At 69.0% G+C, this 15,173-nt stretch carries 13 protein-coding genes; 7 read left to right on the top strand and 6 right to left on the bottom strand.

The window, feature by feature from the left end:
• Positions 1-58: 58 nt before the first annotated feature.
• Positions 59-1,255 (top strand): TerC family protein, encoded by a 1,197-nt coding sequence (locus AU194_RS00545; protein WP_059087299.1) that lies wholly within the window; start codon positions 59-61, stop codon positions 1,253-1,255.
• Here AU194_RS00545 and AU194_RS00540 read toward each other — a convergent pair.
• Complete coding sequence (locus AU194_RS00540) at positions 1,252-5,067, bottom strand: bifunctional nitrate reductase/sulfite reductase flavoprotein subunit alpha (protein ID WP_059087501.1); 3,816 nt, start codon at positions 5,065-5,067, stop codon at positions 1,252-1,254. The genes AU194_RS00545 and AU194_RS00540 overlap by 4 nt on opposite strands.
• Before the next feature lie 178 nt (positions 5,068-5,245).
• Here AU194_RS00540 and AU194_RS00535 point away from each other — a divergent pair, with 178 nt between their 5' ends.
• From AU194_RS00535 to AU194_RS00520, 4 genes are read left to right on the top strand one after another with little or no spacing between them, the layout of a single operon-like run.
• On the top strand, positions 5,246-5,599 hold the full coding sequence (locus AU194_RS00535; protein WP_059087298.1) for a hypothetical protein: 354 nt from the start codon (positions 5,246-5,248) through the stop codon (positions 5,597-5,599).
• Positions 5,599-8,055, top strand: a complete 2,457-nt coding sequence (gene nirB, locus AU194_RS00530) for a nitrite reductase large subunit NirB (protein WP_059087297.1) — start codon at positions 5,599-5,601, stop codon at positions 8,053-8,055. Before AU194_RS00535 ends, nirB begins: the two co-directional genes overlap by 1 nt.
• Complete coding sequence (locus tag AU194_RS00525; protein WP_059087296.1) at positions 8,052-8,399, top strand: Rieske 2Fe-2S domain-containing protein; 348 nt, start codon at positions 8,052-8,054, stop codon at positions 8,397-8,399. The genes nirB and AU194_RS00525 overlap by 4 nt, the downstream gene beginning before the upstream one ends.
• 58 nt (positions 8,400-8,457) lie before the next feature.
• Entirely contained in the window at positions 8,458-9,147 is a 690-nt protein-coding gene (locus tag AU194_RS00520) for a sensor domain-containing protein (RefSeq protein ID WP_059087295.1), read from the top strand.
• Positions 9,148-9,151: 4 nt separating this feature from the next.
• Here the strand turns inward: AU194_RS00520 and AU194_RS00515 are convergent, their stop codons facing one another.
• The 4 genes from AU194_RS00515 to AU194_RS00500 are packed head-to-tail and all read right to left on the bottom strand — an operon-like array spanning position 9,152 to position 12,569.
• Entirely contained in the window at positions 9,152-9,544 is a 393-nt protein-coding gene (locus AU194_RS00515; RefSeq protein ID WP_059087294.1) for a universal stress protein, read from the bottom strand.
• Entirely contained in the window at positions 9,541-11,082 is a 1,542-nt protein-coding gene (locus AU194_RS00510) for a tripartite tricarboxylate transporter permease (RefSeq protein ID WP_059087293.1), read from the bottom strand. Before AU194_RS00510 ends, AU194_RS00515 begins: the two co-directional genes overlap by 4 nt.
• Entirely contained in the window at positions 11,083-11,589 is a 507-nt protein-coding gene (locus tag AU194_RS00505; protein WP_059087292.1) for a tripartite tricarboxylate transporter TctB family protein, read from the bottom strand.
• On the bottom strand, positions 11,586-12,569 hold the full coding sequence (locus AU194_RS00500; RefSeq protein ID WP_059087291.1) for a tripartite tricarboxylate transporter substrate binding protein: 984 nt from the start codon (positions 12,567-12,569) through the stop codon (positions 11,586-11,588). The genes AU194_RS00505 and AU194_RS00500 overlap by 4 nt, the downstream gene beginning before the upstream one ends.
• 57 nt (positions 12,570-12,626) lie before the next feature.
• On the opposite strand from AU194_RS00500, the gene AU194_RS00495 reads away from it, so the two are divergent.
• The gene (locus tag AU194_RS00495) at positions 12,627-14,222 is read left to right on the top strand and encodes an ATP-binding protein (RefSeq protein WP_231743098.1); all 1,596 of its coding nucleotides are present in this window, start codon (positions 12,627-12,629) and stop codon (positions 14,220-14,222) included.
• A complete protein-coding gene (locus AU194_RS00490; RefSeq protein WP_059087289.1) occupies positions 14,215-14,871 on the top strand; it encodes a response regulator in 657 nt (218 codons plus the stop codon). Before AU194_RS00495 ends, AU194_RS00490 begins: the two co-directional genes overlap by 8 nt.
• Here AU194_RS00490 and AU194_RS00485 read toward each other — a convergent pair.
• The gene (locus AU194_RS00485) at positions 14,853-15,122 is read right to left on the bottom strand and encodes a helix-turn-helix domain-containing protein (protein ID WP_059087288.1); all 270 of its coding nucleotides are present in this window, start codon (positions 15,120-15,122) and stop codon (positions 14,853-14,855) included. The two genes, AU194_RS00490 and AU194_RS00485, sit on opposite strands and share 19 nt — an antisense overlap.
• Positions 15,123-15,173: the final 51 nt, after the last annotated feature.

Genomic DNA, 15,173 nt, shown 5'->3' with positions numbered 1-15,173 from the left:
GCGTGACCCGTACTGATCGTGGGCACTCTGCGGTCATGCCCCTCGACTGCCCGGTCCCGTGAACGTCCCGCAGTGGGTGTGGGCGTTGACGATCGCCCTCATCGCCGCGCTCGTCCTGTTCGACTTCGTCTTCCACGTCCGAAAGGCCCACATCCCGACGCTGCGGGAAGCCGCGGTGTGGTCGGCGTTCTACATCGGCGTCGCGGTGCTGTTCGGATTCGCCGTACTGGTTTTCGGCGGCACTGACGCCGGCGTCGAGTACTTCGCCGGTTACGTGACCGAGAAGGCGCTCTCGGTGGACAACCTGTTCGTCTTCCTGGTCATCATCGGCAGCTTCTCCGTGCCGCGCGCGGATCAGCAGAAGGTGCTGCTGTTCGGGATCGTCTTCGCGCTCATCGCCCGCACCGGCCTCATCTTCGTCGGCGCCGCGCTGATCAACGCGTTCGCCTGGATCTTCTACCTGTTCGGGTTGATCCTGCTGCTGACCGCCGGCCAGCTGATCAAACCCTCCGACGACGACCGCGGCGCCGACAACATCGTGATCCGGCTGGCCCGCCGCTTCCTGCGCACCACCGACGAGTACGACGGCGACAAGCTGTTCACCGTCCAGGACGGCAAGCGGATGCTGACGCCGATGCTGCTGGTGATGGTCGCGATCGGCGGCACCGACATCCTGTTCGCACTCGATTCGATCCCGGCGATCTTCGGCCTCACGCAGGATGTCTACATCGTCTTCACCGCCACCGCGTTCAGCCTGCTGGGTCTGCGCCAGCTGTACTTCCTGATCGACGGGCTGCTGGACCGGCTCATCTACCTGCACTACGGGCTGGCGGCGATCCTGGCGTTCATCGGCGTCAAACTGTTCCTGCACGCCCTGCACGAGAACAACGTCCCGTTCGTCAACAACGGGGAACCCGTCGACGTCGTCGAGGTCAGCACCCCCGTCTCACTGGGCGTGATCATCGGCCTGCTGGTGCTCACGACGGTGGCCTCGCTGGTCTCCCCGAAGGGCAAGGTCAAGAACGCGATCGGCAACGCCCAGCGGCACGCCAAGAGCTACCTCGACAAGGCCTACTACGGGGCGGACGCGGCCGAACGGGAGAAGGCGTTCGCGAAGCTGTGTTCCGAGGAGCAGCAGATCAAGGAGATGCCGCCGAAGTACCGGGCCATGATCCGCCGCGAGGACGAGCTGATGGACCTGTTGCGCCGCGCGCACGCCGAACACGACCGGTACCTCGCCGAAGAGGCGCACTAGTACACGTCGCGCACGTAGCGCTTGTCCGCGACCAGGCCCTTCTTGTATTCGCGCGCGGCCGATTCCGACATCCCGCCGTGCCTGCGGATGATCGCGGTGAGTGCGTCGTCGACGTCTCTGGCCATCCGGGTGGCGTCACCGCAGACGTACAGGTGCGCCCCGCGCTCGAGCCACCGCCACAGCTGCGCACCGTGTTCGCGCATCCGGTGCTGGACGTACACCGGCTTGGGCTGATCGCGGGAGAACGCGAGGTCCAGACGCAGGAAGCCGTCGGTGACCATGTCCTCGAGATCGTCGCGGTAGTAGAAGTTCTCGGCGCGGTGGCGATCCCCGAAGAACAGCCAGTTGTCGCCGGTGTGGCCGAGCGCGCGACGCTCCTGCAGGAACGCCCGGAACGGCGCCACCCCGGTGCCGGGCCCGATCATGATCATCGGGGTCCGCGCATCGTGCGGCGGCCGGAAATGCGGGGAGCGTTGCAGGAACACCGGCACCGGCGCGGTGGCGCGGTCGGCCAGGAACGAGCTCGCCACTCCCCCGCGCGCCCCGCCGTCGCGGCCGCGGTACCGGACCACCGACACCGTCAACTGCACCTCGTGCGGGCTGACCAGCGGGCTACTGCTGATCGAGTACTGCCGCGGCGTGAGCCGCACCAGCACCTCCTGCCACTGCTGCGGTGCGGCTCGAACGGTGAACTCGCGCACCACGTCCAGTCCGTTGCGGCCGACCGACCACGCGTCGAGATCTTCGCGCGCCGCGCGCAGCGCCTTGACCGAAGCCCGGTCGCGGCACTGTTCGGCCACGAACCGCAGCAGATCCGGGGTGAGGCGGCAGAAGTCGTAGCTGACTGTCAGCGCCTCCCGCAGCGCCAGCGCGGCACCGTCGACGTCGACGGTCTCGGCGCCGTCGAGGCCGGTCGCGGCCAGCCAGCCGTCCACGGCGGCGGCGCTGTTGGTGGCGTGGACGCCGAGCGAGTCGCCTGCGGCGTAGGTGACGTCGTGTTCGGAGATGTCGAACCCGAAGTGACGCACCTCTTTTCGCGCGTGCGTCGGAGTGAGCAGGGTGTTGCGGGACAGCGGCGCGAGTAGTGGCCGCGCCCGGGTGAACGGGGCGGCGACCGTGCGCGTCAGTGTCGCCACACCCCCGCCGGTGGCGCCGTCGCCGTCGGGGTCGAGCAGGTGGCTCATCTGCTGGGCCCAGCGCTCCAACCGGTCCCGGTCGTAGGCCTCGCAGTCGACGCGGTCGAGCATGCGGGTGGCCCCCAGCGCCGCCAGCCGCCCGTCGAGGGACCTCGCGTGTCCGCAGAAGTCGCTGTAGGCGCGGTCGCCGATACCCAGCACCGCGAACCGCACCCGGTCGAGTTTCGGCGCGTCCGGGCCCTGCAGCCGGTCGTAGAAGTCCGCGCCGTTGTCGGGTGGGCCGCCGTCGCCGAAGGTGCTGGTGATGACCACGACCTCGCGGGCCTCGGCCAACCGGGGCAGCGGCAGCTCGTCCATGGTGACCAGCTGCGCGCGGGGCAGCCGGGCGGCCACCGCGGTCGCGAACTCCTCGGCGGTGCCGGTCTGCGACGCCCACAGCACCAGCGGCCCGTCGGTGACCTGGAGGACCGGGGCGCGCCGCGTCGACACGGGTGTGGTCACGGTCTGCACGGGGCGCAACGCCACCGCGCTGACCTTGAACTCCGGCTGCAGCGAGTCGGGGTCGACGGCGTCGTTGGTGACGGCGTTGACGGTGAGGTACTCGCCGTGTTCGTCGTTCCAGTGGAAGGGGGCGAAACAGTTGCCCGGCATGACCCGGTCGCTGATCGCGGCGGGCAGCACCGCGCGTCCACGGCGGGAGGCGATCTCGACCGGCTGCCCGTCGACGACGCCGAGCGTGGCGGCGTCGTGCGGGTGGACTTCGACGAACGGGCGGCCGTTGAGCCTGGTGAGCTTGTCGACCCGGCCGGTCTTGGTCATGGTGTGCCACTGGTGTTGCAGCCGGCCGGTGTTCAGCACGAACGGATAGTCGGCGTCGGGCAGTTCGGCGGCGTCGGTGTGCGGGCGGGCGTGGAACACCGCGCGCCGCGACGGGGTGGGAAACGCCAGCCGGGGCCGGTGGCCGTCGGCGTCGACGTGGAGTGCCTGGCTCACCCCGTCGTTGAGGTAGCGGATCGGATGCCGGGCGTCCTGCCCACCGGGCGCGTCCCGGGGCGGCACGGGCCACTGCAGCGGGGTCCGGCGCAGCCGCTCGTAGTCGGCACCGCGTAGGTCGAAACCCGTTCGCGGATTGCTGAATTCGCGGATCTCGTCGAAGATCTGCGCGCTGTCGGTGTAGGCGAAGTCGGCGCCGAAGCCCAGTTCGGCGGCGACCTCGCAGATCAGCCGCCAGTCGGGGCGGGCCTGCCCGGGTGGCGGCACGGCCTGCTGCAGCAGCGTGAGCGTGCGGTCGGAGTTCACCATCACCTGGTCGGATTCGGCCCACAGCGTCGCGGGCAGCACGATGTCGGCGTAGCGGTTGGTGGCGGTGTCGCGGTAGACGTCCTGGGTGATCACCAGTTCGGCGGCCTCCAGACCGGCGATCGTCGTCGCGCGGTTGGGCATGGTGGCCACCGGGTTGGTGCAGATGATCCAGCAGGCCTTGATCGCGCCCGCGGCCAGGCGTTCGAACATGTCGACCGCGCCGGGGCCGGCGTCGTCGCGGATGGTCCCCGGGGCCAGCCCCCACCGCTGTTCGACGAACGCCCGGTCCCCGGCCGAGGTGATCGCCCGCTGTCCGGGCAGGCCGGGCCCCATGTACCCCATCTCGCGACCGCCCATCGCGTTGGGCTGCCCGGTCAGCGACAGCGGGCCCGCCCCTGGACGGCAGATCGCGCCGGTGGCCAGGTGCAGGTTGCAGATCGCGGTGGTGTTCGCGGTGCCGTGGGTGCTCTGGTTCATCCCCACCGCCCAGCACGTCACCCAGTCCTTGGCGTCGGCGATCATCGCGGCCGCCGCACGCAGGTCGGACTCGGCGAGGCCGGTGATGGCCGCGACCCGCGACGGCGAATAGTCGGCGAGGAAGTCGGGCATTCCCGCCCAGCCCTCGGTGTGTTCGGCGATGAACTGCTCGTCGATGTCGCCGCGTTCGACCAGCAGGTGCAGCAGACCGTTGAGCAGCGCCAGATCGGTGCCGGGCCGGATCGGTAGATGCAGGTCCGCGCGGTCGGCGGTGGCGGTGCGACGCGGGTCGACGACGATGAGTCTGGCGCCGGCCTTGAGCCGGTCGACCATGCGCTGGAACAGGATCGGATGGCAGTCGGCCATATTCGACCCGATGACTAAGAAAAGGTTGGTGACGTCGAGGTCTTCATAAGACCCTGGCGGGCCGTCGGCGCCGAGGGACTGCTTGTAGCCGGTGGCCGCGCTGGCCATGCACAGCCGGGAGTTGGATTCCAGGTACCTGGTGCGCAGGAAACCCTTCGCGAGTTTGGTTGCCAGATACTGGGATTCCAGCGACATCTGCCCGGATACGTAGATGCCGACCGCATCGGGCCCGTGTTCGTCGATGATCGCGCGCAGGCGGCGGCCGGCTCCGCCGCCGCCGTCGTCGGCGGGCACCGGCACGGCGTCCTCGCCGCGGGCGGGACGAATCAGTCCCGAGGTGAGCCGTCCGTCGTCGGCACCCATCAGCTCGGCGTGCGTCGCACCCTTGGTGCACAGCCTGCCCGCGTTGGTCGGGTGCAGCCGGTCACCGGACACCCGGGCGATGACGGGCCGCCCGCCGTCGTTGCGGGTCTGCACCTCGATACCGCATCCGACACCGCAGTACGAGCACGCCGTCCTGGTCACCGCCATGGCCGCCATGCTTCGCCCGGCCTGTTTCCGGTTCGTTTCCGATGACGTTAGGGACAGGTCAATTGGTCCTCACCGCCGGTATCGGGGCGCCGTGAGCGGTGGCGGTGAGCAACGGGACTCACGGCGGACCCGGTACCGAAACGGTTGCGAAACATGGGCGCCCTACCTTGTCGAAGGCATGAGCGACGGCAGCACACCCCGGTTCCTGCAGGGCGCGTTCGAGTTCGAGGGCAACGGGTTGGACAAACCCATGCCGGTCGACGCCGGTCTGCGCTACGTGGTCCCGGCGGGCGCGGTGGCCCAGCCGGTCTACTTCCGGGGCGGCAACTCGAGCGACGAGATGGTCACCGCGGTCCTGTTCCGGGACGGCAAACCCATGCGGTACTTCCCGATCGCCGCGCGGGGCGCCACCCATGTGGCGCTGCGCGTCGTGGAGGACCTGCTCGGCGACACCACGCTGGAGTTATTCGTCGCCGCACCGGCGGGCTGCGCCGGAACTCTGATCGTCGACCTCGGGTTGGTGGAGATCTGATGGCCCGCAGCCTCGTGGTCATCGGCAACGGGATGGCCGGGGTGCGCGCCATCGAGGAGGTCCTCGCCCGCGGTGGCGCAGAGTTGTTCGACATCACCGTGTTCGGCGACGAACCGTACGGCAACTACAACCGCATCCTGTTGTCGAACGTGCTCGCCGGCAGCGATGACACCTCGGAGATCTACCTCAACCCCGTCGACTGGTACACCGACAACGGCATCGACCTGCGGGCCGGGGTGCGGGTGGTGCGCATCGACCGCTACGCGCGCCTGGTGCAGGCCGACGACGGCACGATGCTGCGCTACGACGAGCTGATCATCGCCACCGGCAGCCGGTCGTTCTTCCCGCCGATGACAGGTCTGTGGGCCGACGACAAGACGCTGACCGACGGGGTGTTCGGGTTCCGCACGCTCGACGACTGCATGGGCATGATCAGCGAGGCCGACCACCGCACCAAGGCGGTGGTGATCGGCGGCGGCCTGCTGGGTCTGGAAGCCGCCCGCGGACTGCAGAACCGGGGGCTGGCGGTCGAGGTGGTGCACGCCGGGCCGGTGCTGATGAACGCCCAGCTCGACGACACCGCGGGGGCGATCCTGCGGCGTTCGGTCGAACGCCTCGGCATCACCGTGCACATGGCCAAACGCACCACGGAGGTGCGCACCGACGACAGTGGCAAACTGTGCGGCATCGTGTTCTCCGACGGCAACGCGATCGACTGCGACATGCTGGTGGTCGCCGCGGGGATCCGGCCCAATGTCGGTCTGGCGCAGCGTGCGGGGCTGACCGTCGAGCGCGCCATCGTCGTCGACGACCACATGCGGTCGGTCGACGACGACCACATCTACGTCGTCGGCGAATGCGCCCAGCACCGCGGTCAGGTCTACGGACTCGTGGCGCCGCTGTGGGAGCAGGCCGGCGTGCTGGCCGACCATCTCACCGGAACCGACCCGACCGCCGCCTACCACGGGTCGCGCACGGCGACGAAGCTCAAAGTGGCCGGAGTGGACGTCGCCTCGATGGGACTCAAAGCGCCCGAACTGCCCGACGACGAATTCGTCCAATACTCCGAACCCCGGCACGGGGTGTACAAGACCATCGTCATCCGCGACGGAAAGCTGGTCGGCGCAACGCTTCTCGGCGATGTCAGCAAGGTGGCGTTCCTGACCCAGGCGTTCGACACCGGGCTGCCGCTGCCCGACGAGCGGGTGTCACTCATGTTCGACATCGGCACCCCCGACGTCGAGGTGGGGGTGGCCGAGCTCGCCGACGACGCGCAGGTCTGCAACTGCAACGGCGTCTCCAAGGGCACGCTCGTGGGGTGCGTGCGCGACGGGGAGACGTCGGTGTCACAGGTGATGGCGAAGACGAAGGCCGGCAAGGGCTGCGGCTCGTGCAAGGAACTCGTCGGGCAGGTCGTCGCATGGGCGGCCGACGGCGCCGTCACCGAGGATCCGTCGGCGTCCTGGTACGTCCCGGCCATCCCCTACGACAAGCCGACGCTGATGCACCACATTCGCGAACTGCAGTTGCATTCGGTGTCGTCGGTGTTCGCCGCGCTGGCCCCGGACGGTAAGGAGGACGCGGGCTCGAAGATGGCCCTGGCGTCGCTGCTGGAGACGATGTGGGCCGACGAGTTCGTCGACGAACGCGACGCTCGGTTCATCAACGACCGGGTGCACGCCAACATCCAGCGCGACGGAACCTTCTCGGTGGTGCCGCAGATGAAGGGCGGCGTCACGAACCCGTGGCAACTGCGCCGCATCGCCGATGTGGCGGAGAAGTACGCGATCCCGATGATCAAGCTGACCGGCGGTCAGCGCATCGACCTGCTCGGGGTGCGCAAGGACGATCTGCCTGCCGTGTGGGCGGATCTGGACATGCCGTCGGGATATGCATACGGGAAGAGCTTCCGAACGGTGAAAACCTGTGTGGGAAGCGACTTCTGCCGCTTCGGTCTGGGTGACTCGACCGCGCTGGGCATCGCCGTCGAGGACCGCTACCAGGGCCTCGCCAGCCCGGCGAAGATGAAGCTCGCGGTGACGGGCTGCCCCCGCAACTGCGCCGAGGCGCTGTGCAAGGACCTCGGTGTCGTCGCGGTCGACGGCGGTCGCTGGGAGATCTACGTCGGCGGCGCGGCGGGGGCGCACATCCGTAAGGGTGACCTGCTGGCCACTGTCGACTCCCCCGACGAGGTGATGACGCTGACCGGGCGGTTCCTGCAGTACTACCGGGAGAATGCCGACTGGCTGGAACGCACCTACGCGTTCGTCCCCCGCGTCGGCGTCGAGGCGATCCGCGCCGCGATCGCCGAGGATGCCGAGGGCCTCGACGCCAGGATGCAGAAGTCCGTGGATGCCTACCGCGACCCGTGGCACGACGGCCGCGAACCGGTGACCCCCGGCCAGTTCCGGAGCGCGCTGCCGCTTCTGCCGCTCCCCCGGGTGCCGGTGCGGTGACGGAGGTGGCGCTCGGCGCGCTTGACGAGATCCCCGTCGGTGAGGGCCGCACCTTCACCGTCGACGGCGAGCAGATCGCGGTGTTCCGGCTGCGGGACGGCTCGCTGCGCGCACTCGATGCGGTGTGCCCGCATCGCGGCGGCCCGCTGGCCGACGGGCTGGCCGACGCGCGGGTGGTGGTGTGCCCGCTGCACGGGCACACCTTCGACCTGTGTACCGGTGCGGAGGCTGGTGGTGCCGATCTGTCCGTCCGCAGCTATTCGGTCGCCGTGGTGGACGGCATGGTGCGACTCGTCCGCGGTGACCCGCACTCGAATCGTTACCGGGATCTTGATGCATCGTGACCAGGAATCGCCGCGGAATTCGCCAAGGTAAGACGACATATGGCGCACCATTTGAGGTATGCGCACATCGAGAGCACGGGTTGTTGTCGCAGGCCTCTGCCTTGTCGCCGTCACGGGCTGCGCGACCACCGTCAACGCCGCCGAGTCCACCACCCCGAGCCGCACCATGATCCCCCGTCCGCTCGTCGAACGGGAGCTGCCCGGCCTGCTACTCGCGCCCGAGGAGGTGTCCGCCTTGATGGGGACCACCGGGATGGCCGTCGTCGGTTCGGAGACCGCCATGGAGGACAACAGCGGGATCGTGGAGCCGCGCGAGTGTCTGGCCGTCGATGCCGCCGCCGAGGCGAAGGTCTACGAGGGCAGCGACTACTGGGCCGAACGCGGTGTGAGCATGAACAACGGGGACGACTTCACCCACTACGCCAAACAGACCGTGGTGTTGTTCCCGTACCGGGAGAAGGCCGCGGCGTTCTACGAGGCGTCGGCCCACCAGTGGCCCGCGTGCCGTCAGTTGACCCACACCCAGAGCGGATACGTGTACGACGTGGGGCAGATCGTCAACGAGGACCACATCCTCAGCACCACCTCGATCATGCAGGAGGCCAAGGCACCGGGCTGGGGCTGCGGGCGGGCGCTGGCGCTGCGCAACAACATCATCGTCGACGTCAACACCTGCAGCGCCGACCCGGCGGACACCGCGGTGCGGATCGCCGCGAAGATCGGCGAGAACGTCCTGGCGCAGTGGTAGCCGGTCAGCCCTCGTCGGGTTTGACCGCCAGCACCGGCTTCGGGCATTCCAGCAGGATCCGCTGAGAGACGCTGCCCAGCAACAGCTTTCCGACGGGACTTCGGTGGCGCAGACCGATCACCAGCAGTTCGGCGTCGTCGCGTTCCATCGCGGTAAGCAGCGCGTCGGCGGCGTACACCCCGACGGGCTGCTCGACTTCGTACGGCACACCGCAGTCGGCCAGTTGCGCCTCCAGGCCGCTGACGTCCTTGCCGTGGGCGAACGCGGCGTCGACGTAAGAGTCCCCGGCCGTCGAGTTCACCACGAGCACGTCGGTCCCGCGCCGCCTGGCCTCGGCGATCGCGTGTTCGACGGCCACCTCGCCGTACCGGTCCGCGGTGTATCCGACCACAATCATGTGCGTGCCGCCTTCTCCTGTTGATCCACGTCGTCTTCCACGATGAGCAGCGTCTCCTCGTCGCGGTGCATGAGCTTGAGCACCAGCGGCGCCAGCAGCAGGAGCGCCATCAGCACGTAGACGACGATCGCCACGGGCTCGGTGAACAGGCTGGTCCAGTCGCCGCCGCCGAGCTGCAGGCTCTGCCGCAGTTGCCGTTCGATGCGCGGGCCAAGGATCACCCCGATGATCAGCGGCAGGACGGGCAGCCCGAACCGGCGCATCATCAAGCCGAGCAGGCCGAACACCAACAGCAGCGCCAGGTCGAGCGGCTGGATGTTGACCGCGAGCGCCCCCAGCGTCGCGAAGAACAGGATGCCGGCGTACAGGTACGGCCGCGGGGTGCGCAGCAGCTTCGCCCACAGCGGCGCCAGCGGCAGGTTGAGCAGCAGGAGCAGGAGGTTGCCGATGAACAGGCTGGCGATCAGCGTCCAGATCAGCAACGGCTCCTTCTCGAACAGCGTTGGGCCGGGCTGGATCCCGTAGGACACGAACGCGGTCAGGATCACCGCGGCGGTGGCGTTGGTGGGCAGGCCGAGGGACAGCATCGGGACCAGCGTGCCCGCCGCCGACGCGTTGTTGGCGGCCTCCGGACCGGCCACGCCCTCGATGGCGCCCCTACCGAACTCCTCGCGGTGTTTCGACAGTCGCTTCTCGGTGATGTAGCTCAGGAACGTCGGCAGTTCGGCGCCGCCCGCGGGCAGCGCACCGAACGGGAATCCGTAGGCGGTGCCGCGCAGCCATGGCTTCCACGACCGCCGGAAGTCTTCGCGACCCATCCATGGCCGCCCGACCGGGATCACCTCGGCGGGCCTGCGGCGCAGGTGCGCGGCCACCCACAGCGCCTCGCCGACGGCGAAGATGGCGACCGCGATCACGACGATGTCGATACCGTCGGATAGCTGCGGCAACCCGAAGGTGGCCCGCGGCTGACCGGTCAGGAAGTCGATGCCGACCACCCCGATCGCCAGGCCGAGGAACAGCGAGATCGCTCCGCGCAGTTTGGAGGCGCCGAGCACCGCAGTGACCGCGACCAGCGCGAACACCATGATCGCCAGGTACGACGGCGCGCCGAGAGTGACCGCGAACCGGGAGATCGGCGGCGCGAACGCCGCGAGCAGCGCGGTGCCGATCGCACCCGCGACGAACGATCCGATGGCGGCGGTGGCCAGCGCCTGGGCCGCGCGCCCGGCCTTGGCCATCTTGTTGCCCTCGATCGCGGTGATCACCGACGAGGACTCACCGGGGGTGTTGAGCAGGATCGAGGTCGTCGACCCGCCGTACATGCCGCCGTAGAAGATGCCGGCGAACATGATGAACGCCGCGCTGGGGCTGACGTTGTAGGTGATCGGCAGCAGCAGCGCGACCGTCATCGCGGGTCCGATGCCCGGGAGCACCCCGACCGCGGTGCCGAGCAGCACCCCGATGACCGCGTAGAGCAGGTTCATCGGCGTCGCGGCCTCCGCGAAGCCGGCAAGGAGCCAGTCCAGATTGTTCATCTACAGGATCCCGTCCAAAATGCCTGCGGGCAGCGGTATTCCGAGCCCGGAATAGAACGCGTAGAAACTCACCAGCGACAGCGTCAGCGCGATCGCGATGTTGCGGATCCAGTGCCGGTTGCCCAGGATCGCGGCCGCCCCGGCGAACAGCAGCGTGCCGGTGATGACCCAGCCGAGCGGTTTCACCAGCAGGATCACCGCGACGAACAACCCGACGAGCAGTCCGACGGTGCGCCAGTCACTCGGGGCGTCGGGATCGACGTCCTCGCCGGCGTCGGCCTCCCCCACCGAACCGCGTGGGATCGCGACCGCCAGGATCAGCGCCAGCACGATCAGCACCACACCGATCGCGATCGGGAACGCCTTCGGCCCAACGGGATCGACCTTGGCGAACCCGGCGGTCAGCCGCAGCGCGTCGACGATGAGGAACGCGCCGACCGCGACCAGCACGATGCAGATCAGGTACTGCGCCCGGTCGATCCGCTTGGGTTTGTCGGTGACGGTCATACCAGCCCCAGTTCGGTCAGGGTCGACGAGACCCGGTTGTCCTGGTCGACGAGGAACTGTTCGAACGCCGGCCCGGTGACGAAGGCATCGGTCCACCCGTTCTTGGTCAGCGCCTCCTTCCACTGCTCGGTGCCGTGCAGTTCCTCGAGCGCGCGGATCATCGCCTGTTTCGCGTCGTCCGAGATGCCCGGTGGGGCAAGGACTCCGCGCCAGTTCGCGAAGGTGAGGTCGATTCCGGACTCCTTGAGCGTCGGCGCGTCGACGCCCTCGACCCGCTCGTCGCTGGAGACGGCGAGCACGCGCAGCTGGCCGGCCTCGATCTGGTCGATCAGCTCCCCCGGGCTCGAGGTGCCCGCGGTGATCTTCTTGCCGAGCAGCGCAGTCAGCAGGTCACCGCCGCCGTCGTAGGTCACGAAGTTGACGGCCTTGGGGTCCACACCGACCGTTTCGGCGAGTTCCATCGGGAACAGGTGGTCGGGCCCGCCGGGCGACGATCCGCCGCCGATCGTCACCGCAGCCGGATCTTTCTTCCAGGCGGCGACGAAGTCCTGCACGGTCTGGAACGGCGAGTCGGCCGGGACGAAGATCGCCCCGGGGTCCTCGATGAGCTTGGCCAGTGCCGTGGCGTCGGAGGCCTTGATGGCCGAACCGTTGGTGTAGGTGGCGCCGACGACACCGAGCCCCATCGTCATCATGAGGTCGCCGTTGCCGCGCTCGTTCATCAAGCGGGCCATCGCGACGGTGCCGCCCGCACCGATCACGTTGAACACCTCGATGCGGCCGGTGATGTCGGTGTCCTCCATGATCTTCACCGCCGTGCGGGCGGTCAGGTCGTAGCCGCCGCCGGGGCTGTTGGGCACCATCATGCGGAGCCGGTGCAGGCCTTCGTCCTCGTTGCCCCGCGTCACCCCGCACGCGGTCAGCAGCATCGCCACCAGCAGCAGGACGGCCAGGCTTCGAACTCGTGTCACGATCGTCATACTGGACCCGCAACGTGACGTGAGTCACTGATTCGGAAGCAAAGGACGTTTTGGTCGTTGAGTTCACGCTGGTTCGGCAGCCTGGCCGCGCGGTTCCTGGTGTTCCAGTTGCTCGTGGTGGCGGTGGTGCTGCTGGCGGTGGCGGCGGTGTCGGTCGCGCAGTCCACCCGGGAGTTCCGCGACACCCGGGGGCAGCGGATGATCGCCGTCGCCGAGAACGTCGCGTCGACGCCGATCGTGCGGGACCGCTTCGCCGATCCGTTCGCCGCGCGGGTGCTGGCGCCCGAACTCGACCGGGCGGTGGCGCTGTCGGGCGCCGAACTGGCGGAGATCCTCGCACCGGACGGCCGGGTGCTGGCGTCCTCGGACCCGTCTCGGGTGGGCGTGCGGGTCGATCTGTCGTCGACCCGGGCCGACGAGGGCCGCGCCTGGTCTGGTGACGACGACGTCGACGGTGTGCACAGCCTGATCGGTCAGGTGCCCGCGCTGTCGAGTCGCGGTGAGGTGCTGGCGATCGCGTCGGTGAGCGAACCGTATCCGTCGGCGTGGCAACTGCTCAGCGGTGCCGGCGAACGGCTGCTGCTCTATCTCGGCCTGGCCGCGGCGCTGGGGCTGGTGGCGTCGTGGGTGTTGTCGCGGCGGATCAACCGGCACACCCGGGGGCTGGAGATCGCCGAGATCGCCGGGTTGGCCGAGCACCGGGAAGCGTTGCTGCACAGCATCCGTGAGGGTGTGGTGGCGGTGAACACCGGCGGCGTCATCACGCTGCTCAACGACAGCGCGCAGGAACTGCTCGGTCTCACCGCGGGCGCGGTCGGCCTGCGGGCCGATGCCGTCGGTCTCGATCCCGCGGTCGTCGAGTTCCTGCTGTCGGGTGAGGACGGCCGTGACGTCGTGATCGCCACGCGCACCCGGGTGTTGGCGCTCAACCGCCGTTCGGCGTCCAGCGGCGGGCGGTGGATCGGTACCGTGACGACGATGCGCGACAGCACCGAACTGGCCGCCCTGCAGGCGCAGTTGTCGTCACACAAGAGCGTCACCGACACGTTGCGCGCGCAGACCCACGAATTCGCCAATCAGCTGCACACGATCTCGGGCCTGGTGCAGCTCGGTGAGTACGACGCGGTGCGGGATCTCATCGGTGAGCTGACGCGGCGGCGCGCGGAGATCAGCGATGCGGTGACGCGGCGGATCGCCGATCCGGCGGTCGCGGCGCTGCTGATCGCGAAGACCACGCTGGCCGCCGAGAGCGGGGTGACGTTGCGCCTCGACCCCGGTTCGCATCTCGGTGCGTTGGAGCCGGCACTGGCCACCGACGTGATCACCGTGCTGGGCAATCTGATCGACAATGCGGTCGACGTCTCGGTGGGGTCGGCGACGGCCGAGGTGGCCGTGTCGATCGACGACACAGACGGGTTGGCGATCACGGTGGCCGACACCGGACCCGGTGTCCCCGAACATCTGCGGGAGGAGATCTTCGCGCGCGGGGTCACGTCGAAAGCGGACGCCCCCGGTGGCCGCGGGATCGGGCTGGCGCTCGTGCGGTTGGTCACCGCGCAGCACGGCGGCGCGGTTTCGGTGTCGGACCGGCCCGACGGCGGCGCGGTGTTCACCGTGCGGATGCCGCGGACCCGGGTGGCGGCCCATGCGTGATGTGCTCGTGGTCGACGACGACTTCATGGTCGCCGACATCCACCGCAGGTTCGTCGATCGGGTGGAGGGCTTCCAGGTGGCGGGTGTGGCGCGAACGGGCTTGGAAGCCCTTACTGCCGCAAGGGATCTCGCGCCGCAGCTGATCCTGCTCGACGTGTACCTGCCGGATATGACCGGGGTGGAGGTACTGCACCGGCTGCGGTCGGACGGCAACAGCGTCGGGGTCATCATGATCACCGCGGCGCGGGAGCTCGACACCGTGCGCGCGGCACTCGACGGCGGTGCGGCGGACTATCTGATCAAACCGTTCGAGTTCGCACAGCTGCGGGCGAAACTCGAAGCGTTCGCCGCGCGCGCGGATGCGCTGGAATCCGCGGGGGGCGCGGACCAGTCGCTGATCGACTCGTTGTTCGGCAGACCGAGTGGCGAGGTGATGCCGAAGGGGTTGGGCACCGAGACGGGACGGCTGGTGCTCGACGCGGTGCAGCGGGCCGGTGAGGTGTCGGCGTCCGAATGCGCTGAGCTGGTGGGGATTTCGCGGGTGAGCGCACGGCGGTACCTGGAGCACTACCTGGGCGCAGGCGCGTTGGAGTTGCGGTTGCAGTACGGGGTGGGGCGCCCGGAGCGGCGTTACCGCATCAGCGCGTAATTGCCCGGCGCGGGGACGCAGATGCGGGCGAGGTCGTCGAGTGGGATCTCGAGCACGGCTGCCAACGCCGCCACGGTGGTGAACGCGGGGGTGGCGAGTCGGCCGGTCTCGATCTTGCGCAGCGTCTCAGGCGAGATCGATGCGGCCGCGGCCACCTCGACGAGTTTGCGATCGCCGCGCGCCTGGCGCAGGTGGGCTCCAAGTCGCTTACCGGCCGCGATCTGCTGCGGCGTCAGGGGTGATCGCACCATGGGGTCGAGGATACTGGGGTTAGGGTGGTATTTCTATACCGAAGGAGGGTT

Origin of the sequence: Mycobacterium sp. GA-2829, assembly GCF_001499965.1 — a bacterium.
GTDB lineage: Bacteria > Actinomycetota > Actinomycetes > Mycobacteriales > Mycobacteriaceae > Mycobacterium.
The sequence above is the reverse complement of the archived record's forward strand: the minus strand, read 5'-3'. Positions and strand labels throughout refer to the sequence as shown.